The organism is Neorhizobium sp. T6_25 (assembly GCF_002968555.1).
GTDB lineage: Bacteria > Pseudomonadota > Alphaproteobacteria > Rhizobiales > Rhizobiaceae > Neorhizobium.
Genome location: NZ_PVBL01000008.1, coordinates 12,000 through 32,973 on the forward strand (window position 1 = coordinate 12,000; position 20,974 = coordinate 32,973).

18 protein-coding genes are annotated in these 20,974 nt (G+C 62.7%); 8 read left to right on the top strand and 10 right to left on the bottom strand.

Annotation, left to right across the window (positions count from 1 at the left end; genetic code table 11):
* Positions 1-14 precede the first annotated feature (14 nt).
* The 6 genes from C5L10_RS12700 to C5L10_RS12725 all read left to right on the top strand — a co-directional run bounded on the left by C5L10_RS12700 (position 15) and on the right by C5L10_RS12725 (position 5,431).
* Positions 15-731: a cysteine hydrolase family protein gene (locus C5L10_RS12700; RefSeq protein ID WP_105429966.1), complete on the top strand. Its 717-nt coding sequence runs from the start codon at positions 15-17 to the stop codon at positions 729-731.
* Complete coding sequence (locus C5L10_RS12705; protein ID WP_105429967.1) at positions 728-2,281, top strand: ABC transporter ATP-binding protein; 1,554 nt, start codon at positions 728-730, stop codon at positions 2,279-2,281. Before C5L10_RS12700 ends, C5L10_RS12705 begins: the two co-directional genes overlap by 4 nt.
* A complete protein-coding gene (locus C5L10_RS12710; RefSeq protein ID WP_105429968.1) occupies positions 2,281-2,964 on the top strand; it encodes a cysteine hydrolase family protein in 684 nt (227 codons plus the stop codon). Before C5L10_RS12705 ends, C5L10_RS12710 begins: the two co-directional genes overlap by 1 nt.
* Positions 2,957-3,310 (top strand): cupin domain-containing protein, encoded by a 354-nt coding sequence (locus tag C5L10_RS12715; RefSeq protein WP_038587764.1) that lies wholly within the window; start codon positions 2,957-2,959, stop codon positions 3,308-3,310. Before C5L10_RS12710 ends, C5L10_RS12715 begins: the two co-directional genes overlap by 8 nt.
* Positions 3,307-5,145 (top strand): allophanate hydrolase, encoded by a 1,839-nt coding sequence (gene atzF, locus C5L10_RS12720; RefSeq protein ID WP_105429969.1) that lies wholly within the window; start codon positions 3,307-3,309, stop codon positions 5,143-5,145. The genes C5L10_RS12715 and atzF overlap by 4 nt, the downstream gene beginning before the upstream one ends.
* Positions 5,146-5,245: 100 nt before the next feature.
* Positions 5,246-5,431 (top strand): hypothetical protein, encoded by a 186-nt coding sequence (locus C5L10_RS12725; protein WP_105429970.1) that lies wholly within the window; start codon positions 5,246-5,248, stop codon positions 5,429-5,431.
* A 20-nt stretch (positions 5,432-5,451) separates the two neighbouring features.
* Here the strand turns inward: C5L10_RS12725 and C5L10_RS12730 are convergent, their stop codons facing one another.
* Complete coding sequence (locus tag C5L10_RS12730; RefSeq protein WP_172717014.1) at positions 5,452-6,351, bottom strand: LysR family transcriptional regulator; 900 nt, start codon at positions 6,349-6,351, stop codon at positions 5,452-5,454.
* A 138-nt stretch (positions 6,352-6,489) separates the two neighbouring features.
* Between C5L10_RS12730 and mdlC the strand changes: the two genes are divergently transcribed.
* On the top strand, positions 6,490-9,573 hold the full coding sequence (mdlC, locus tag C5L10_RS34825) for a benzoylformate decarboxylase (protein WP_205837047.1): 3,084 nt from the start codon (positions 6,490-6,492) through the stop codon (positions 9,571-9,573).
* Positions 9,574-9,647: 74 nt separating this feature from the next.
* Here the strand turns inward: mdlC and C5L10_RS12745 are convergent, their stop codons facing one another.
* The 5 genes from C5L10_RS12745 to C5L10_RS12765 all read right to left on the bottom strand — a co-directional run bounded on the left by C5L10_RS12745 (position 9,648) and on the right by C5L10_RS12765 (position 13,266).
* Positions 9,648-10,106 (bottom strand): DUF3237 domain-containing protein, encoded by a 459-nt coding sequence (locus tag C5L10_RS12745; RefSeq protein WP_105429972.1) that lies wholly within the window; start codon positions 10,104-10,106, stop codon positions 9,648-9,650.
* 5 nt (positions 10,107-10,111) lie between these two features.
* Entirely contained in the window at positions 10,112-11,407 is a 1,296-nt protein-coding gene (locus tag C5L10_RS12750; RefSeq protein WP_105429973.1) for a TRAP transporter large permease, read from the bottom strand.
* Positions 11,404-11,904: a TRAP transporter small permease gene (locus C5L10_RS12755; protein WP_105429974.1), complete on the bottom strand. Its 501-nt coding sequence runs from the start codon at positions 11,902-11,904 to the stop codon at positions 11,404-11,406. Before C5L10_RS12755 ends, C5L10_RS12750 begins: the two co-directional genes overlap by 4 nt.
* A gap of 74 nt (positions 11,905-11,978) precedes the next feature.
* Entirely contained in the window at positions 11,979-12,998 is a 1,020-nt protein-coding gene (locus C5L10_RS12760; RefSeq protein WP_105429975.1) for a TRAP transporter substrate-binding protein, read from the bottom strand.
* Between the two features lie 88 nt (positions 12,999-13,086).
* Entirely contained in the window at positions 13,087-13,266 is a 180-nt protein-coding gene (locus tag C5L10_RS12765; protein ID WP_105429976.1) for a hypothetical protein, read from the bottom strand.
* Between the two features lie 445 nt (positions 13,267-13,711).
* On the opposite strand from C5L10_RS12765, the gene C5L10_RS12770 reads away from it, so the two are divergent.
* Positions 13,712-15,100 (top strand): FAD-binding oxidoreductase, encoded by a 1,389-nt coding sequence (locus C5L10_RS12770; RefSeq protein WP_105429977.1) that lies wholly within the window; start codon positions 13,712-13,714, stop codon positions 15,098-15,100.
* A gap of 87 nt (positions 15,101-15,187) precedes the next feature.
* On the opposite strand, the gene C5L10_RS12775 is transcribed toward C5L10_RS12770, so the two are convergent.
* The 4 genes from C5L10_RS12775 to C5L10_RS12790 all read right to left on the bottom strand — a co-directional run bounded on the left by C5L10_RS12775 (position 15,188) and on the right by C5L10_RS12790 (position 20,913).
* Positions 15,188-16,594, bottom strand: a complete 1,407-nt coding sequence (locus tag C5L10_RS12775) for an aminomethyltransferase family protein (RefSeq protein WP_038543673.1) — start codon at positions 16,592-16,594, stop codon at positions 15,188-15,190.
* 419 nt (positions 16,595-17,013) lie between these two features.
* Entirely contained in the window at positions 17,014-17,829 is an 816-nt protein-coding gene (locus tag C5L10_RS12780) for a GntR family transcriptional regulator (RefSeq protein ID WP_105429978.1), read from the bottom strand.
* A gap of 135 nt (positions 17,830-17,964) precedes the next feature.
* Positions 17,965-19,059: an ABC transporter ATP-binding protein gene (locus C5L10_RS12785; protein ID WP_105429979.1), complete on the bottom strand. Its 1,095-nt coding sequence runs from the start codon at positions 19,057-19,059 to the stop codon at positions 17,965-17,967.
* Positions 19,060-19,146: 87 nt separating this feature from the next.
* Positions 19,147-20,913, bottom strand: coding sequence for an iron ABC transporter permease (locus tag C5L10_RS12790; protein ID WP_245447992.1), 1,767 nt, complete (start codon positions 20,911-20,913; stop codon positions 19,147-19,149).
* Positions 20,914-20,974 lie beyond the last annotated feature (61 nt).

Here is a 20,974-nt window from a genome sequence, read left to right on the forward strand (position 1 = left end):
ATTGGAGAGACCAGATGAACAGCCTTTCCCCTACCGCGCTGGCTGGCCAGACACTCAGCTATATTGACGCCGATCCCTATGCCTGGCCTTATAACGGCGACCTGAGACCTCAGAACACCGCCCTCATCATCATCGACATGCAGACCGATTTTTGCGGCAAGGGCGGTTATGTCGACCACATGGGTTACGACCTGTCGCTGGTGCAGGCGCCGATCGAGCCGATCAAGCGCGTCCTCGCCGCCATGCGCGCAAAAGGTTACCACGTCATCCACACCCGCGAGGGCCACCGCCCCGACCTCGCCGACCTGCCCGCCAACAAGCGCTGGCGCTCGCAGCGTATCGGCGCCGGCATCGGCGATCCCGGCCCCTGCGGCCGCATCCTCACGCGCGGCGAGCCCGGCTGGGACATCATCCCGGAACTCTACCCGATCGAAGGCGAAGTGATCATCGACAAGCCGGGCAAGGGCTCGTTCTGCGCCACCGATCTCGAACTCATCCTCAACCAGAAGCGCATCGAGAACATCGTGCTGACCGGCATCACCACCGATGTCTGCGTCTCGACGACGATGCGCGAGGCGAACGACCGCGGCTTCGAATGCCTGATGCTCGAGGATTGCTGCGGCGCCACCGACTATGGCAACCACCTCGCCGCCATCAAGATGGTCAAGATGCAGGGCGGCGTCTTCGGTACCGTCTCCAATTCCGTTACCTTCGTGAGCCAGCTGCCATGAACAACATCGTCCGCGATACGCCCCTACCCCAGGCCGGCAAGGCAGTCGGCATCGAAACGCTCGGCATGACCATGCGCTTCGGCTCCTTCACAGCGCTCGACAACGTCTCGATCAGCGTGCCCGCCGGTTCGTTCCACGCGCTGCTCGGCGAAAACGGCGCCGGCAAGTCGACCCTCGTCAAATGCATTATGGGCTTTTACCACGCCACATCAGGCTCGCTCTCGGTCGACGGCCGCGAAGTCTCGGTCGCCTCGCCGAAGGATGCTGCCACCTACGGGCTCGGCATGGTCTACCAGCATTTCACGCTGGTTCCCTCGCTGACCGGCGCCGAGAACCTGGTGATCAGCCGCACATCCGTGCCCTCGGTGATCAACTGGGCCAAGGAACGCAAGGATCTCGCCGCCTTCATGGAGCGCATGCCGTTCCAGATCCCGCTCGAACGGCCGGTGAGCGAGCTCGCGGCCGGCGAAAAACAGAAGCTGGAAATCGTCAAGCAGCTTTATCTCGGCCGCTCCTTCCTCGTGCTCGACGAACCGACCTCGGTGCTGACACCCGCCGAAGCCGATGAGATGCTCGGCATCGTGCGCGGCATGACCCAGCGCGGCGAACTGACGGTGCTGATGATCAGCCACAAGTTCCACGAGGTGACGAAGTTCGCCGACGCGGTGTCGATCCTGCGCCGCGGCAAGCTGGTCGGCACCGGCAAGGTGAGCGAACTCTCGACCTCCGACATGGCGGGAATGATGATCGGCGACGTCAAGCTCGCCGAACTCGACAGCCGCCTGCCGGTGCCCGAGGCTGCGAAATCGGTATTGAAGGTCGAACAGGTCAAGGCGCCGGACCGCTCCGGGCTGAAGACGATCGAGATCGACAATCTGACCGTCCGTTCCGGCGAGATCGTCGGTATCGCCGGCATTTCCGGCAATGGCCAGAAGGAACTGACCGAGATCCTCGCCGGCCAGCGCCCGACCGACCGAGGCACGGTGACCGTCAACGGCGAGACCTACGGCGCGACCCGCCCCGAGACCCGCAGGAACAATGTCCGCTTCATCCCCGAAGAACCCCTCCAGAACGCCTGCGCGCCAAAGATGACGGTCAGCGAAAACCTCGCCTTCCGCACCTTCGACCTCAAGGGTGACGGCAAGGATGCGATCTGGCTGAACAAGGGCGAGATGAAGAAGCGCGCCTCCGCGCTGATCTCGGATTTCAAGGTGAAGACCGCCTCATCCTCCTCGCCGATATCAGCCCTTTCCGGCGGCAACGTGCAGCGCGCGGTGCTCGCCCGCGAACTGACCGGCGATGTGGATCTGCTGATCATCTCCAATCCGTGTTTCGGCCTCGACTTCTCGGCCGTCGCGGAAATCCGCGCCCGCATCATGCGCGCCCGCAACTCGGGAACCGCCGTGCTGCTGCTCTCGGAAGACCTCGACGAACTCTTGGAAATGTCCGACCGCATCATGGTGATCTCGGAAGGCAAGCTGGTCTACGAAACGCCGATCCGGGCCGCCGATATCGGCGTGATCGGCGCCCATATGGCGGGGCACCACTGATGGGTCAGATCAAGGCACAACCCTTCGCCTTCCCGGCGAAACCAGGTGCGCTGGCGCTCATCGTCATCGACATGCAGCGCGACTTCGCCGAACCCGGCGGTTTTGGCGCCAGCCTCGGTAACGATGTTGGCCGCATCACCAAGATCGTGCCGGACGTCAAACGCTTGATCCAGGGGTTTCGCGATGCCGGCCTGCCGGTCATCCACACGATGGAGTGCCACAAGCCGGACCTTTCCGACCTGCCGCCCGCCAAGCGCGACCGCGGCAACCCGTCCTTGAGGATTGGCGATGTCGGCCCTATGGGTCGTGTGCTGATTTCCGGAGAGCCCGGCACGGCGATCATTTCCGAACTGGCGCCGATCGACGGCGAAGTGGTGATCGAAAAGCCCGGCAAGGGCGCCTTCTACGCCACCGAACTCGGCGAGGTTCTGAAGGCGAAGGGCATCACTCAGCTCGTCTTCGCCGGCGTGACAACGGAAGTCTGCGTCCAGACGACGATGCGGGAGGCGAACGATCGCGGCTACGAATGCCTGCTCGCCGAAGAGGCGACCGAGAGCTATTTTCCCGAGTTCAAGGCCGCCGCCATCGCCATGATCCGCGCCCAGGGCGCCATCGTCGGCTGGACCGCCCATGTCGACGACATTCTGGACGGGATCGCGCAAAAGGGGATGACCGATGCCTGAATCAACCCGCGAACTCCTGACGCTAGGCGGCTGGAAAGATTTGGAATTCGAGCCGTTCCGCGACGAGGTCACGATCCACTGGATCCGCCCCTTCGAGGGCGACCAGCCGGGCGTGGCACTCCTGAAATACGAGGCCGGCGCCGGCGTTCCCCGCCACCGCCATGAAGGCCTCGAAACCATCCTGGTGCTCGAGGGCGTGCAATCCGACGAGGCCGGCGACTACGGCCGCGGCAGCTATATCGTCAATGCGCCCGGCACCGAACACTCCGTCTGGAGCGATACCGGCTGCGTCGTGCTGATCCAGTGGGACCGGCCGGTGACAATCCTGGAAGAGGAAATGGCATGAGCTTGCCGGAACAGACGCCCGCCTTCGACATCGCCTCGCTTCACGCATTCTACCAGGACGGCGGCAGTGTCGCGCAGATCGTCGAAGCGGTTTTTGCACGGATCGCCGAGGTCGACGATCCCGGCATCTTCATCCATCTGGCCGACAGGAAGACGGTGCTGGCGGAAGCCGCCAAACTCGGTGCCTTTGATCCGGCAAAACCGCTCTTCGGCATCCCCTTCGCCGTGAAGGACAATATCGACGTCGCCGGCATGCCGACTACGGCCGCCTGCCCGGACTATGCCTACATGCCCGAGAAGGACGCGACCGTGGTCGGCCTGCTTAAGGCAGCCGGCGCGCTGGTCATCGGCAAGACCAATCTCGACCAGTTCGCGACCGGTCTGGTCGGTGTCCGTTCGCCCTACCCGATCCCCAAAAACGCCATCGACGCGAGGCTCGTGCCGGGCGGCTCGTCTTCAGGTTCGGCTGTGGCAACCGCGCAAGGCATCGTCAGCTTTGCTTTGGGCACCGATACCGCAGGCTCGGGGCGCATCCCGGCCGGCCTCAACAATATCGTCGGGTTGAAGCCGAGCGTCGGCGCGCTGTCGACCACAGGCGTCATTCCCGCCTGCCGCACGCTCGACTGCGTCTCGATCTTCGCGCTGACTGCGGACGATGCCTGGAAGGTCTTCTCCGTCGCCGCGAAATACGATGACACCGATGCGTATTCGAGAGTCGTTCCGGCGACCGGCTTCGGTTCGGCAGCGCCGGTGCTGACGATCGGCGTGCCGGCCAAGGCGGACCTGCAGTTCTTCGGCGATACGGTCATGGAGGCAGCCTATGGCGATGCCGTATCGATGTTCGCAAGGCTTGGACATCGGATCGTCGAAGTGCCGTTCGGCGAATTCTACAAGGTCGCCAACCTGCTCTACGAAGGCGCCTGGGTGGCCGAGCGTTATGCCGCGGTAAAGCCGTTCTTCGACACCAGGGAGGAAAGCTTCCACCCGGTAACGCGAAAAATCTATGGCGGCGCCAAATTGCTCTCCGCAGCCGATGCCTTCAAGGGCCTCTATGCGCTGCAGGCGCTCAAAAAGACGCTGGCGCCGCTGATCGCCTCCGTCGATCTCTTCTGCGTGCCGACCGCGCCGACCCACTACACCCGTGCCGACCTGGATGCGGAGCCGATCCGGGAAAACTCGCGGCTTGGAACCTACACGAACTTCGTCAACCTGCTCGACATGTGCGGCATCGCCGTGCCGACCGGCACCCGCGCCGATGGCCTGCCGGCAAGCGTCACGCTGCTCGCGGCTTTCGGTCGCGACGGTCTCACCGCGTCCGTCGCCCGCGACCTTCACCAGGCGAGCGGCCTTTCGCTCGGCGCCACCGGCTGGCCGCTTCCCGCACCATCCGAAACGCCTGTCGCAATCGCCAGCGACGACCTGATCGACGTCATCGTGGTCGGGGCTCACCTTTCCGGCATGCCGCTCAACCATCAGCTTACCGATCTCGACGGCACCTTCTCCCGGGTGGCGAAAACCTCCGGCGCCTACAGGCTTTATGCGCTGGCCGGCACGGTGCCGCCGAAACCCGGCATGGTCCGCGTCGCGGAAGGCGAAGGCGGCGAGATCGAGGTCGAGGTCTGGAAGCTGACGCCAGCGGGCTTCGGCCTGTTCGTCGCGGCGATCCCGCCCCCGCTCGGCATCGGCACCGTCACGTTGTCGGACGGCACTTCGGCCAAGGGGTTTCTGGCCGAACCGTTCGCGCTTCAGGGCGCGCTCGACATCACCGCCTATGGCGGCTGGCGGGCCTATCTCAAGGAGTTCGCATCGCTGCCGCGGGTCGGCAACGTCGGCTGATCACGCGGGACGCAAATCCGGAAAAGATGCGCATGTGCGGGAACGCCTTCACGCGCCGCCCGTTCGACTGCTGCGCCAATCAGGCGCTGGAGGAGAAATCATGGGTATCGAACAGGCTCCGACTGAAAAGGGTCGGGAATCCGCACGCGGTCTGAAGCAGAGCACCCACAAGGAAGAGAAGAAGGTCGAAGCTCAAAAGGGATCGGACCTCGCCAAGGGCGCCGACCGTTTCGAGGAAAGGTCGAAGAGCTCGGACGGCAAGAGCGCCGGTACCAAGCAGAAGTAGAGCGCAAACCGCCCTGCCCTTTACATCGACCAGGTCTCGCTGATGCGGCGAATGCATTGCAGCAGGTTGACCGTCGGCGGCGTCATCAGGCCCTTCTTGCGGCGGTACACGCGAAAGGTCCGTTGCCAGTCGAGTTCGGGCACGTTGACGCGTGCCATGTTGCCCCGTTCCACCTCCTCGCGCACCAGGGGCAGCGGCATCCAGCAGAACATCGCCTCCGAGAGAACCGCGGCTTTCAGAACCGGCACCGAGCGGGAGACGATCGACGGCGCGTTCGGCTCCAGCGCATTGTCGTGGAACCGCCGCTGCCACTCCCTGACGGTCGGTGTGCCCGGTGGAGGCATGGCCCAGTCAAACTTTGCCGCTTCCGCGAGCGTCACGTGCTCCCGTTTGATGATCGGATGATCGGACCTCGCAAAGACTGAGACCGTGTCATGCATGATATCAGGCGTCGCCATGATGATATCGTCGTCGAGATAGGGCTCCGGCGAAATCGCGATATCGATCGTACCGCCCTTTAGCCCTTCCAGCACCCGGTCCTCAAGATCCTCAATGACCTGGTACTGCACTTCCGGATGCTGTTTGCGCATCTCCCCGATCACCGCGATGATGAAACCGCCGACGACGCTCGCCACCCCGCCGATCCGCACCACGCCGCGGCTGGCGCCGCGCATTTGCTGGATCACGTCCGTCGCATTGCCGATCTCGGAAACGACCAGTTTGGCATAGGGAAGCAGCGCGTCGCCGAAGACGGTCGGCACCACGCCGCGCGTGGTGCGCTCGAACAGAGGAACGCCGTAGCTGTCCTCCAGCCGCTTCAGCATACGTGTGATTGCCGGCTGCGTCATGTTCAAGGCGGTGGCGGCCGCGCCGAGGCTGCCGCGCCGCGCGCATTCCAGAACGATTTGAGCCGATCGCACATCCAAAGTCATGCCTTGATGTAATGGATTATTGGAAATTCTTCAATTCCAAGATAGGGCGCTATCTGCGACACTTCCCACGACAAGACATGCGCTCAGGGTGGGAGCCCTGAAAGGCCGGGAGGAGGCCTCGAAGCTATGAACAAGATGTCGCTGGATTTCCTGTCCAGCAGCACGAAGCTGCGTGGACAGACCGTAAGCGAGGCGGTTTTCGACTTTCTGAGGCAGAAGGGCATCGACCGCATTTTCGGCAATCCGGGCTCCACCGAGTTGCCGATGTTCGTCAACGTGCCGGAGGATTTTTCCTACGTGCTCGGCCTTCAGGAATCGATCGTCGTTGCGATGGCGGACGCCTACGCGCAGACGAGCCGCAAGCCGGCCTTCGTCAACCTGCATTCCGCCGCCGGCCTCGGCCATGCGCTCGGCAATATCTACACGGCCTATCGTAACCGCGCACCGCTGATCATCACCACCGGTCAGCAGAGCCGCGAACTGCTCCCCCACGACCCGTTCCTGTTCGCCGAAAACCCGACCGAGTTTCCGAAGCCCTATGTGAAATGGGCCTGCGAACCGGCCCGCGCCGAAGACGTGCCGGCAGCGATAGCCCGCGCCTACTATATGGCGATGCAGGCGCCACGCGGCCCGGTCATGGTGTCGGTTCCGTTGAGCGACTGGCAGGCACAGGCAGCCCCGATTGCCATCCGCGACGTGGAAACGGTGATCAGCGCCCCAGCCTCGGCGCTCGACGATCTGGCCCGCCGGCTGAACGATGCCAAGGAGCCGGTGCTCGTTGTCGGACCGGGCGTCGATATCGACAATGCCTGGGATGCCACGGTACGGCTTGCGGAAATCCTGCAGGCGAAGGTGTGGGTGAGCCCGCTTTCGTCCCGCTGCAGTTTTCCGGAGCGCCATCCTCTGTTTGCCGGCTTCCTGCCGGCCTTCCAGCCGAAGCTCGCGAACTGCCTGCATGGCGCCGATCTCGTGCTGGTGCTCGGCGCGCCGGCCTTCACCTATCATTTCGCCGGCTCCGGCCCGGATATCCCGGCAGGTGCGGAACTGTGGCTGATCACCGACGACCCGGCCCAGGCCGCGAGCGCGATCGTCGGCAACGCGATGGTCTCGAACCTGCGCGCCGCTACCGAAAGCCTCGTCTACCGCCTGCGCTGCCGTGCGCCACGAACGAGCGGACCGACCCGCACCATTCCGCGCCTGAAAACACCGAAGGGCATCACCCAGGAATTCTTCTACCAGACGCTCGCCGACGTTCGCTCGCCGGATAGCATCGTCTTCGAGGAAGCCCCAAGCGGCCGTGACGCGCTGCATGACTTCTTCCCGATCGAACGGCCCGGCGGCTTTTTCGCCACCGCCAGCGGCGGGCTCGGGTATGCCCTGCCCGGCTCGGTCGGTGCGGCCCTGACCAAGCCGGAACAGCCGGTCATCGCCGTCATCGGCGACGGATCGAGCCTCTATTCCATCCAGTCGATCTGGTCCGCCGTCGAATACGATGCCGATCTGATGATCGTCATCCTCAACAACGGCGGCTACAAGGTGCTGAAGGCGATTGCCGAGCGGAGCGGCTCCGGCCGCATTGACGGCGTCGACATCGGCCACATGGATTTCGTGCAAATCGCCGAAGCGCAGGGCTGCAAGGCCGTTCGCTGCGAAAACGGCGACGAGCTGTCGTCATGCCTGCGGGACCTTCTCAAGAGGAAGGGGCCGCGGCTTTTGGAAATCATTCTATCCGAGGAGGAGACTGAAATGAATGTCGCTGTCAGAAACGAACAGGTCCTGAAAACCCCCGAAAAGTTCTTCATCGGCGGTGAATGGGTCGCGCCACTCGGCACCAACAAGCTCGACGTCATCTCGCCGGTGACCGAAGAAGTGCTGATGAGCTATCCGGAAGCCAGCAACGCCGATATCGACAAGGCCGTTGCCGCCGCCCGCGACGCCTTCGACAACGGCCCATGGCCGCGCATGACCTTCAAGGAACGCGCCGGTTACCTGCGCAAGGTCGCAGACCTGTTGACCGCACGCCTCGACGAGATCGCCAATGCCTGGACGACCCAGGTCGGCGCGCCGATCTTCCTGACCAAGAAGCTGGTCGGCCAGAACCCGGGCCTCTACAACTATTATGCCGGCCTGATCGAGAACGACGAGTTCGTCGATCAGCGCAAGCGCGCCGATGGCGGCGAAGTCCGCGTCGTGCGTGAGCCAGTCGGCGTCTGCGCCGCGATCACCCCGTGGAATGCGCCGATGGTGCTGCTGAACTACAAGGTCTCGGCAGCGCTTGCCGCCGGCTGCACGATTGTCGCCAAGCCCTCACCGGAAACTCCGCTGGACGCCTATCTGCTCGCCGAATGCATCGAGCAGGCAGGCATTCCGAAGGGCGTCTTCAACTTGGTGCCGGCCGGCCGCGAAGGCGGCGATTATCTCGTGCGCCACAAGGGCATCGACAAGGTGTCGTTCACCGGTTCGACGATTGCCGGCAAGACGATCGCTGCCGCCTGCGCCGACCGCCTGACCCGCGTCAGCCTCGAACTCGGCGGCAAGTCCGCAGCCGTGCTTCTCGACGACGCCGACTTCGCAAAGGCGCTGCCGGCGCTGATGGTCTATTCCATGCCGATCACCGGGCAGGTCTGCTTCTCGCTGACCCGCATCCTGGTGCCGGAGTCCCGCAAACAGGAATTCATCGACCTCTATGTCGGCGCAGTGAAGAACATCAAGGTCGGCGACCCAGCCGATCCGACCACCCAGATGGGCCCGCTCACCATGGCCCGCCAGCTTGCCCGCGTCGAAGGTTATATCGCTGCCGGCCGCGCAGGCGGTGCGACGGTTGCCTGCGGCGGCGGCCGCCCGGCCGGTCTCGACAAGGGCTATTTCATCGAGCCGACCGTCTTCACCGACGTGACGATGGACATGAAGATCGCCCAGGAGGAAATCTTCGGCCCGGTCGTCTCGATCATCAGCTACAAGGACGATGACGAAGCGGCGAAGATCGCCAACGACAGCACCTACGGCCTGTCCGGCGCGGTCTTCAGCTCCGATCCGGAGCGAGGTTATGCCTTTGCCCGCCGCATGCGGACCGGCAGCGTGACGGTCAACGGCATGATCGTCGACATCCATCATCCCTTCGGCGGTTTCAAGCAGTCCGGCATTGGCCGCGAGGGTGGTCCCGAAGGCCTCGAAAACTACTTTGAGGTCAAGACGATCCACATGGCCTGAGGCCATAGAGGCCAAACAGAAAGGCCGCCGGGTTCATGATCCGGCGGCCTTCTTGTTTTGAAATGTCCGGTGGATCACAGCACTTCGAAAACGCCGATCCTGACCGCATTTGCCAAACGCTCGCCGGTGCCGATGAACATGGTGTGGTTGAGCCAGGCGTATCTCGGGTCGCCGGTCTGCAGGCGCGGCGTCGTGCGCATGTAATAGAGCGCCGGATCGACCGTCTCGCCCGCCGCCAGCCTTGCCAGCACGTCCGGCGGCCCGTGCCTGAAACCGAAATTGCGGATGTCGATCATCGCCCCGTCATGGGTCTCGATCACGTAACGCGTGTCGAGTTCCGCGTAACCGGCATCATAGACGCTCTGCCAGTCCGCGCCGAGATTGAGGACGCGCCCGGAAAGGCGCTCCCCTTCGACCACGCCGCCGATGATCGGGATGATCCGCCAGCGGCCGCCCGGGCCGCCTCCCTTCTCGATCGGCGTGCCGAGTTCGGCGCGGATTTCGCAAAGCTGTCTGAGGCTTGGTGCCATCATGTGCGTTATCTCATCGTTTGCGGCAGCCAGAGCGAGATCACCGGGAACGCCACCAGCAGGAAAAGCCGGATGATATCGTTGAGAATGAAAGGCATGACGCCGCCGTAGATCGTGGTGATCTTCACGTCCTTCGCAATCGAATTGATCACGAAGACATTGATGCCGACAGGCGGCATGATCATGCCGAGCTGGCAGGCGACGACGATGATGATGCCGAACCAGACGGGGTCGAAGCCAAGATGGCTGATGACCGGGAAGACGATCGGCACGAGCAGGATGATCATCGCCATCTCGTCCATCAAAGCCCCGGCGATCAGGAAAATGACCAGGATCAGCGTCAGCGTCCCATATGGCCCGAGATCCATTCCGACCAGCAGTGCCGTCAGCTTCTGCGGCGACTGCGTGATCGCCAGGAAATAGCCGAACAGGATGGCGCCGATCAGCACGCTGAACAGCGAAACCGACGTCCGGAGCGACTCCACGAGGCTGGCCATGATGGACCGATAGTTTAGCCGGCCGCGCAACACGCCGATGACCATGGTCATCAGGGCCCCGACCGCCGCCGCTTCCGTCGCGGTTGCGATACCGAGATAGATGACCCCGATGACGGAAATGAAAAGAAGCATGACGGCCCAGACGTCCCGAAGCGATGCGAGAGCTTCCCTCAGCTCGAACGGCTTTCCGGGCGGCAACCGCTTGCCATGGGCGATCAGCACCGTCGCCATGTACATGAAGGTCGCCATGATGCCGGGGATGATGCCGGCCATCAGCAGCTGCGCGACATCCGTCTCCGTCAGAAAGGCGTAGACGACCATGATCACCGAAGGCGGGATCAGGATGCCGAGTGTGCCGCCTGCGGCGATAACGCCGGTCGAGGTGGCATCGGCGTATTTCGCCTTGCGCATCTCGGGCAGCGCGATGCGGGTCATCGTCGCGGCGGTCGCAATCGAACTGCCGCAGATCGCCGCAAATCCGGCGCAGGCGCCGATCGTTGAGAGGGCGAGTCCTCCCCGGAACTGTCCGAGCCAGGCATTGCCCGTCCTGAACAATTCCCGCGACATGCCGGAATTGGTGGCAAAGGCCCCCATCAGGATGAAGAACGGCACGAGCGTCAGGTTGAAGTCGGTAATGACGCGGATCGGCGATGTCGTCAGCAGGTTGAGCGCCGGCGACATGCCGCGCATGGCGGCAAAGCCGAATATGCCGACCAGCCCCATCGAAACGCCGAGCGGAACGCGCAGGCCCATGAGCACGAACATGGCGACAAAGCCGCCGATAGCGACGAGATCAGCGGTATTCATACACCATGGCCCTCAAGCGGATCGATATCTTCAGGTTCGCGCCGAACGAAAGGCGAGATCGCGGTGGTGACGACGGCCGATGCGCAGCCGAGCCAGATCAGCCCGATCAACGGCCAGACGGGGATGCGCAGATCGAACGTCGCTTCATTGCTCCGATAGGCGCTGGCGAGGCGGAAGAACATCATGTAGGCGAGCATGGCCGTGAAGACGAGGAGCAGCGCCCAGGCGATGAAATTGAGGACGCGGCGCCCCCGCGGCCCCATCGGCTCGTAGAGCAGGTCGACCGCGATGTGCCCGCCGCGATAACCGAGCGACGCCAGGCCCCACATGATGCAGGCGCCGATCAGATAGCGCGAGATATCGAAGGAGTCGGGGATCGGCCACGCCAGAACATAGCGGCCAACGGTGGAAGCGACGATCAGGATGGTACACAGCCCCAGCAGGATGCCTGCTACAAGATCGACCACGTCGCTGAAGCGTTCCAGATAGCGGTTCATGGACAGCACTCGATGAACGGATGGAAAAGGGCGGGCGCCGCGACAGCACCCGCCTGCCAATGGTCCCGCACGGGTTATTTCACGTCGGCGCCGTATTTCTTGAGCGTCTCCTGCAGGCTCGCCCAGGCTGCCTTCGCGTCTATGCCGGCCTTGGTGGCTGCAGTCTCCCATTCGCCCTGCAGCGAACCTGTCGCCTTTTTCCAGAGGCCCACCTCGTCCGGGGTCGGCTTGTAGAGGGTGTGGCCGCCCGCATCGATCATCTTCTGGCGCCCGGCCGCTTCCGCATCGGCCCATTTGCTGGCCATCTTCTCGGCCCATTCGGGGGTGCAGTGATCGTCGATCACCTTGCGGTCGGCGGCGGAAAGCCCTTCGATCTTGGCCTTGTTCATCACGAAGGCAAAGGTTGTGGCGTAGAACGGCAGGTCGAGATGATGCTTGGTCACGTCCTGCAGACCGAACGTATAGATCGAGTTCCAGGGCGAGGCGGTCATGTCGGCACCGCCCTTGGAGATCAGCTCGCGCATTTCGCCCGCCGGCACCTGCACCGATGCGGCCCCGAGCGAGCTCACCATGCGGGCCATGGTCGCGTGCGCCGGGCGGATGTTCTTGCCCTTCAGGTCGGCAGGAACCTGGATCGGTCCCTTGACGCCGTGCAGCGTTCCCGGATCATGCAGATGCACCATGCAAACGTAGACGTCCTTCATTTCCTTCTGGGCGTACTGCCCATACCATTCGTCGAGCGCCCGCGACCCGCCCTTGGCATTGGCGATCAGGAAGGGAATTTCGCCCGCCGCGATGATCGGGAAGCGCCCCGGCTGATAACCCGGATTGATGAAGCCGATATCGACGATGCCGTCGCGCGCCATGTCGTAATGATCGGGTGCGGCACCGAGCTGAGAGGCGGGGTATATGGTGATGTTGATGCGCCCGCCGGACGCTTCCTTGATCGATTTCGCCCAAGGCTCCATCCCGCCCGGCTGCAGCGCATGGGTGGCGGGGACCCAGTGCGACAATGTCAGTTCCACGTCGGCGGCGTGAGCGGGTGCAATCAGCGCCGCGAGGCAGGCCGAAGCGAGCAATGCCTTCAGTTTCATGTGTTTCTCCTCCCTTTGAGATCAGAGGCCGGCGGGGCTCCCTCCCCGCTGCGGCCAGCGAATATCGCGGTCAACCCACCAGGAGAGTTCAAGTCCCGGGCAGATCGCCGAAGTCGTTGGAAATTTCGTGACGAGACGCAATTGCGGCGCCCATAAAAACGGCCGGCGAAAGGTCGGCGACGACGCGGCCGCGCGTCATTTCCGCAGCCGAAACCGAACCCGCCGCGTCTGTGGCAGATGCAACTGTTCCGGCCAGTGGTGTATACATCGATTTCCTCCCATGCCCGGTCTCCCAAGGTGACGCCGTCCTCCCGACATCGCCTACCCGAACGTTCGAATTTCAACACATCCATGCTGAAACAACAAGCTTCCATTTCGCTTTGGGATACAAAAAGTCAGGGCCCCTGAGATTTTTCAGATAGGCACTTCAACCGCGGTTCAAACCGTCTAGAATTTCGCGACAGCACTTCATGCATACACGGCAGGAAGAATGGGGTAACAAGGCGGGGCTGGGAGACCCTGATCTGAAGGAGGGAATGTTCGGCCGGTAGAAGCTGCCGGCCGACCGGTTGGGATACGGTATCGGCGTCCAAAACCGTTCACGGAAACGCCGGGACGCGCCAGGATTTTCGGCCCTGGTTGCTTTGGATCCGTACCGGATCGAGGGGCACGATTATTCAAGTCATCATTGCGGCATCAGGGAGGAAGAAAAAATGGATGATCTCGTCACGCCGGTCGGTCAGACGATTGCGAAACTCAAAGGCATTCTCGGCGACAGGCTGGTGACCTCGGCTTCCGTCCGGGAGCATCATAGCCATGACACGTCGCGGCTCACCCCTCACCTGCCCGATGCCGTCGCCTTTCCGCGCACCGAAGAAGAGGTCCGGGCGATCGTTTCTGCCTGTGCTGCGCATGGCGTACCGGTCGTGCCCTTCGGTGCGGGGTCCGCGATGGAAGGCCATACGATCCCGATCCGCGGCGGCATCTCGCTCGATACCCGCGAGATGAACAGGATCCTCGAAATCCGGCCCGAGGACCTGCTGGCCGTTGTCCAGCCCGGCGTCACCCGCAAGCAGCTCAATGTCGACCTGCGCGAAACCGGCCTAATGTTCTCGGTCGATCCCGGCGCCGACGCCTCGATCGGCGGCATGGCGTCGACGCGCGGCAGCGGCACCACTTCGGTCCGCTACGGCACGATGCGCGAAAACGTGCTGGCTCTCCGGGTGGTGACACCCGATGGCGAGGCGATCCAGACCGGCTCGCGGGCCAGAAAATCCTCGTCGGGCTACGACCTGACGCATCTCTTCGTCGGCTCCGAAGGCACGCTTGGCGTGATTACCGAACTCACCGTCCGCCTGCATCCCATTCCGGAAGCCGTGTCGGTTGCCTTCTGTCCTTTCCCGACTGTCGCCAATGCCGTCGAAGCGGTGATCGAGGCGGTGCAATATGGTATTCCGATCGCCCGCGTGGAGTTTCTGGACGAAGTGGCGATCGCCAGCGTCAACAACTATTCCAAGCTGGATATGCCGGTCGCCCCGACGCTGTTTTTCGAATTCCACGGCACGTCCGCCTGGGTCGAGGAACAGGCGAAGCTCGTCGAAGAGATCACCAAGGGCCACAATGCGATCTCCTTCCGCTGGACGGCCGATGCCGACGAGCGGGCAAAACTCTGGCAGGCTCGCCACGACCTTTTCTGGGCGACCAAGGCGATCATTCCGGGCTTTGAGCTCTATACCGGCGATATCTGCGTGCCGATCTCCAGGCTGGCAGAGAGCATCGTCGCAGCGCGCGCGGACATCGACGCCTCCTCGCTGACGGGCCAGATCATCGGCCATGTCGGCGACGGCAATTTCCACACCGCCTACCTGATCGATCCGAACAATCCGGAGCATCTTAAGAAAGCCGACGAGATGGCCGATCGCGTCGTCGAACGGGCGCTCGCCGTCGGCGGCACGGCCAGCGGCGAACACGGCATCGGCATCGCCAAGCTCAAGTTCATGCGCCGCGAACACGGCAAGGCGGTGGACGTGATGAAGAAGATCAAGGCGGCGCTCGATCCGCTGGGGATCATGAACCCGGGCAAGATGGGGGATGCTGGCTAAAAACAGGGGCAACTGTCCCTCCCGTCGCCCCCAAAACGCAAAAACGGCGCCCGGAGGCGCCGTTCTCGTACAACATCCTGGAGGACTTCAGACCTTCTTGGTGCGCCAGCTTTCGGCATAGTTTTCCCGGGCTTCGGCGGCATAGGGGGTCGGCGAGACGCGGACGCGGATTTCGGCCTGTTTGTGGCCCTTTTCGATCGACGTCTTGCCCGTGCCGCCGTTCGGTTCGCCCCAGATCAGCGTCAGGACGTCGCCTTCCTGGACGTCGGCATCGACGACGCCGAGCGATAGCATGCAGCGTTCGTTGTAGCTGTAGCCGTTGAACATCGACATGCCGACGACCTTGTCGCCATGCATGATCCTGTCGGCACTCGAAGACGCATAGTTCGGCTGCGGCAGGTCGATCCACTTGTAGGCCTCGCCGCCGGGAACGAAGTTCGAGGCGATGACCTTCATCACGTCTTCCGCGTTCCACTCGAAGGTGACCTTCTTGCGCTGCGGCTGACCCTTCATCTTTTCCAGCGCTTCGCGGCCGACGAAGTCGTGGTCGAACTTGATGTAGATGCCGTAACCGAGTTCGTACGGATTGACGTAATAGTCTTCGATATTGTCGGAGACGAGGCTGCCGCCGATCGAGCCGGTCGCTTCATAGCTGTCTTCCGTCAGCCAGTCGCGATAACCCTGCAGTTCGGCGCCGGTGTAGATGCCCGGCAGCGGCGACGGAATCCAGCCGGATTCCAGCGTGTTGGTGGAATAGGCGCGCGCCCCGACGAGGTAGAGGTCGACGCCGGCATCCTTTGCGGCCTTGACGATGATCTCGCGGACCTCGTCCTTCTCGGCATAGGGACCCCAGACTTCGAGACCGGGAGCGCCGGCCATGCCGTGGCGCAGGGCCTGGACCTTCTTGGAACCGATATTGATCCAGTCGACATGGAAGAACTTGATGTCGGGGATCGGGCCGCCATTCATCTTTTCAAAGATCTTCGGAGCGTCCGGCCCCTGGATCTGGAAGCGGTAGTGAACGCGATTGACTTCCTTGCCGTCCGGGCGCGAAGGCGAACGCGGGTCGTGGGTGAGCTTGACGTCGTGCTTGCCGAGCGAAGCGTTGTAGCGCAGCCAGTTGGCGGTCGGCGCACGGCCGACGAGCACGAACTTGTCGTCACGTTCGCGGAAGATGATCATGTCGCCGATGACGTGTCCGGCAGGCGTCACCGGAACGTAATGCTTGGCGCGATCGACGCCGAAATTGGCAAAGCTGTTGATCGCCAGGCTTTCCAGGAACCTGGATGCGTCCGGGCCTTCGACGATCAGTTCGTCCATGTGGTGGGACTGGTCGAACAGGACTGCCGAATGGCGCCAGGCCATCTGCTCGGTGCGCCAGTTCGAAAACTCCGGTGCGACGACCGGATAGATATACATGCCGATGCGCGAATTGCGCAGCATCTCGACAGTATTACCCTTTTCTTTCAGGATCTGGGTCAGATTCTTCGGCATTGTCTTAACCTTCCCTCGGTTGTTCTCCTGCATGCCGCCCGCCGGCAAGGCCGGTTCCGGATACGATATGCATCCTCTCAAGATGTCTCGTGCAATTGAGGGTCAGCGGTCTCCTCCCGCCATCTCCTCCCTAACAAGCCCGGTTCTCGAGCCTCGCCTCGACGGCTTGGCGGAAATCGAGGCCTTCCTCCCGGTCCGAGCAATTCATAGAGCAATCATTTTTGGGATACAATACCCATATTGGGCCGACCGACGAAAAGCGCCGCGACGGCCCATTAGAATTGCGCCGTTTCTATAATATATTGGTGAAAATTGATGCAGTGCGGAAAAACCAAACGGATCCGGATTGCCGCTCTTTAACGGGGAATTTGGTAACTTGGGATCCCAAACTGGGAATCCCCTACCGCCGGTACGTGGGCCTAATCCTCGATTTCGTCTTGCATCAGGCCATTGATATGACCGGCCGGACTGTCGAGGTCGAAGATCGGCAGGATGCGCGAACCATCGATCGCGAAAAGCCCCTTGCTGATGCCGAGGCTGATCTTCACGCCTTCCCCATGCTCGCGAAAAAGGCTTTCGGCACGGGCACCGTCGCGGGCGATCAGCGCCGAGACCATGTGGTGGTGCTGCCAGTGCGCATAATGCAGGTGCTGCGCCCGCTCCTTGCGGGTGATGTTGTCGAAGCGGATCGAATCCGGCGCGCCGAACGGCACGCGGTCGAAAAGGCTGGTGAGCTGGTGCAGCAGGTTTCCCCCGCCGGCCTCGATGATCAGCGTGTGGAAACGCAGGTTCATCGCCGCATAACGCTCCTCGTTGACCGGATCGTCGATGCCGCCGTTCTCGAAGATATCGTCACCTTCCCGCAGGCAATCCTTGAGTTCGGCCAAGAGCGTCGGCGACGGGCCCTCGCTGGCAATCTTCTTGGCGGCATAACCTTCGATCATCGAGCGTAGCTCGATCGCCTCGATCACGTCTGCAACCTTGTAGGCCCGGACACGGTAGCCTCGGGCGCCGACCCGTTGCAGCACGCCTTCTTCGACGAGCACCGCCAGCGCATGCCGGATCGGCGTGCGCGACACGCCGAGCGCCTCGGCAAGCCCTGATTCGGAGAGTTTCTTGCGCGGATCGATCGTGCCGTCGCTCGCCCAGGTCCTCAGCTTGTCGATCACGTGCTGCTGGCGGGTCTCCTGCTTCTCAGGCCCGGGAGGATTCTGAGTTCGGGTGCCTGTGGTCATGCTTGGGCCTCACCTGCGCCATATCGAAATGCGGATCGCGCCGGACGAAGACAAACCGGCGGGAACATCGCTTCAATATTGAATATCTGCGACAAAACGCAAGTTTTCCCTATTGGAGGCCTGAGCCCGGACCGATCAGTTCCTTACGGCCCAGGCAGCCTCCACGGGTGCAGCAACCGTGACCGGGCGGCCGATATCGACATGGGAAAGCGACGAGGCCTCGACATGCAGGGTCTGCGCCGGGGTCTTGACCATGATCGAGCGGTGGGAGCCGCGGAAGATCGCCTGCGAAACCTCGCCCGACCATGAAAGATCGCCGTTCACCTGGCCGGCGTCCCGGACATGCAGGTTTTCCGGCCGAACCATCACCGTGACATCCGCGCCCTTCGGCATTTCGGTTGCCGCATGACAGTCGCCGGACCAGCCCTGGCCTTCGACCGAGAGCTTGTAATATTGCCCGCCGTTCGGGCGGCAGTCCTTGACCGTCGCGTTCAGGAGATTGGGCGTTCCGAAGAAGGCAGCCACCTGGCGGTTTTCCGGCCGGCGGTAGATTTCCTCCGGCGCGCCGACCTGCAGAATCTTGCCGCCATGCATGACGACCACGCGGTCGGACAGCGCCATGGCTTCCGCCTGGTCGTGGGTGACGTAAAGCGCGGTGATCTTCAGGCGCTGCTGCAGGGCGCGGAAATCGTCGCCCATCTGGGTGCGCAGGCGCGCGTCGAGGTTGGAAAGCGGCTCGTCGAGCAGCAGCACTTCCGGCTCGAACACGAGCGCACGGGCGATCGCCACGCGTTGCTGCTGGCCGCCGGAGAGCGCCGGCGACGGACGCTCGGCATATTGCTCCATCTCGACGAGACGCAGTGCGTTCATGACGCGATCGTTGATTTCCTTCTCCGGCCGACGGCGGATGCGCAACGGATAGGCGACGTTGTCGAACACCGTCATATGCGGCCAGATCGCATAGGACTGGAAGACCATGCCGAGGCGGCGGCGTTCGGAGGGCACGAAATAGCCCTTCTCCGAATCCGAGACGACATTGTCGCCGATCGCGATGCGGCCGCCGGTATTCTTCTCGAGGCCCGCCACCATGCGCAGCGTCGTCGTCTTGCCGCAGCCCGACGGCCCGAGCAGCGTGACAAACTCGCCGCTCTTGATCTTCAGGTTCACGTTGTCCACGGCAGTTATCGCGCCATACATGCGGCTCACGTTTTCGAGCGTCACCGAAGCCATATTTCTCTTCCTTTCGGAGCGGATGCCAGGATCCGCTTAAACGACAACCAAAAATCGACCGGCGGCCGCAGCCGCCGGGCCTGAAGCCTAGAGCTTGCTGATGCGGGCCTTGATGAAGCTGAGTTGGACCCAGCGGAATACGATGACCAGAAGCATCATCATCAGGCCGATGACGCTCACCTGTTCGGCATTGCCGTTGGCCCACAGTTTCATCAGCACGACCGCCAGTGTTTCCGACCCCACCGAATAGAGAAGGATCGACGCCGACAGCTCGCGCATGATGCCGAAGAAGGTCAGCACCCAGCCGACGGCAAAGGCCGGCCAGGCAAGCGCCACCATGATCCGCCACATGGTTTGGAACCAGCTTGCGCCGTGAACGCGCGAGCATTCTTCGAGGTCATAGGAAAGCTGGTGATAGGCGCCGGTCATCACCCGCACGGAGACCGGCGTGCCGAGCGCGATATAGGCAAGCAGCAGCGCCCAGATGGTGCCATAGATCGGGATCGGGCCGGGCAGCATCGCAAACGCCCAGAGGAAACCGACACCGAGCACCATGCCCGGCATCATCCAGGGAAGCCAGGCCATGCTGTCGATCAGGTTGCGTCCGCGCCAGCGGGTTCGCACCGAGATGTAGGCGACAATCGCGCCGAGCGCCATGGTCGCGGTGGCGCCGAGCAGACCGAGCACCATCGTATTGCGGACCGCCCGCCAGAATTCGCTGTTGGCGAAGACGGACCTGTAGTGTTCCAGGGTCAGCATGTCATAGGTGTAGAAGCCGAAGAAGCGGAAGAACGAGCCGAGCATCAGCTGTCCGATCGGCAACACCACCGTGATGAAGAAGAACAGCACACAGAAGGCGAAGGTGACCCAGCGCCAGGGGCCGAGTTCCATGACGCTCGGGCGAAACCCCTTGCCCGTGACGGTCTGGAAACTCTTGCCGCGCAGCATCCACCACTGCCAGATGACGAGCAGGAACATCAGCCCCATGATCGCGAAGGAAAGCGACGTCGCGTACTGGTAGTCGGGCGTGGCGCGGTGGTTGATCGACTCGTAGATGTCGGTGGTGATCACCTTGATGCCCGCGGGCAGACCGAAGAACAGCGCCGACTCGAAGGTCTCGATGCCCTTGATGAAGCTCAGCATGAAGGAACTGGTCAGCACCGGCAGCATCAGGAGCAGGGTGATCTTGCGGAAGGTCGTCCAGCGCGAGGCGCCGCACATGCGGCTCGATTCCTCGAGCGACGGGTCCATCGCCCGGAAGGCGTCGACCATGAAAAGGAAAAGGAACGGGATCGAATACTGGCACATGTGCCAGATGACGCCGCCATAGGAATAGATGTTGACGAGCGGATCGGTACCACCGGTCAGCCAGCGCCAGACCATGTTGATGACGCCCACCTGCGGGTTGGCGAGCATGCCCCAGGCCATGGCGGTCAGGATCGGCGGAATGAAGAACGGCAGCGTGATCAGCACTTCCAGCGTGCCCCGGAACGGCGTGTCGGTGCGCGCGACAATCCAGGCGAGAAACACCGCGATCGTCAGCGACGGTATGGTTTTGGCAAGCGATATGCCGATCGTGTTGGCCAGAACGATGAGGTTCTGGGTGGTCATGATCGACCGGTAGCCGTTCAGATTGAACTCGCCGGCCATGCCGGGCGGCGTGGAATGCAGGCTACCGTAGAGCAGCATGGCGAGCGGATAGATCGTCAGGAAGCCGAGGATCAGGATCAGCACCAGCATGCCGATCAGACGCCACAGCGATCCGCCCGAAAAGGCGCGCGTGAAAGCATTGCCGGCGATCGTCGGCGCGGTTTCGGCGATGTCGTCTAGGGGGCGATTGTGGATAATCGTCATGGGATCCTCGCGGCTCCGGGTATGAAGAACGGCACCGCCGGCCCGAACATCGGACCGGCGG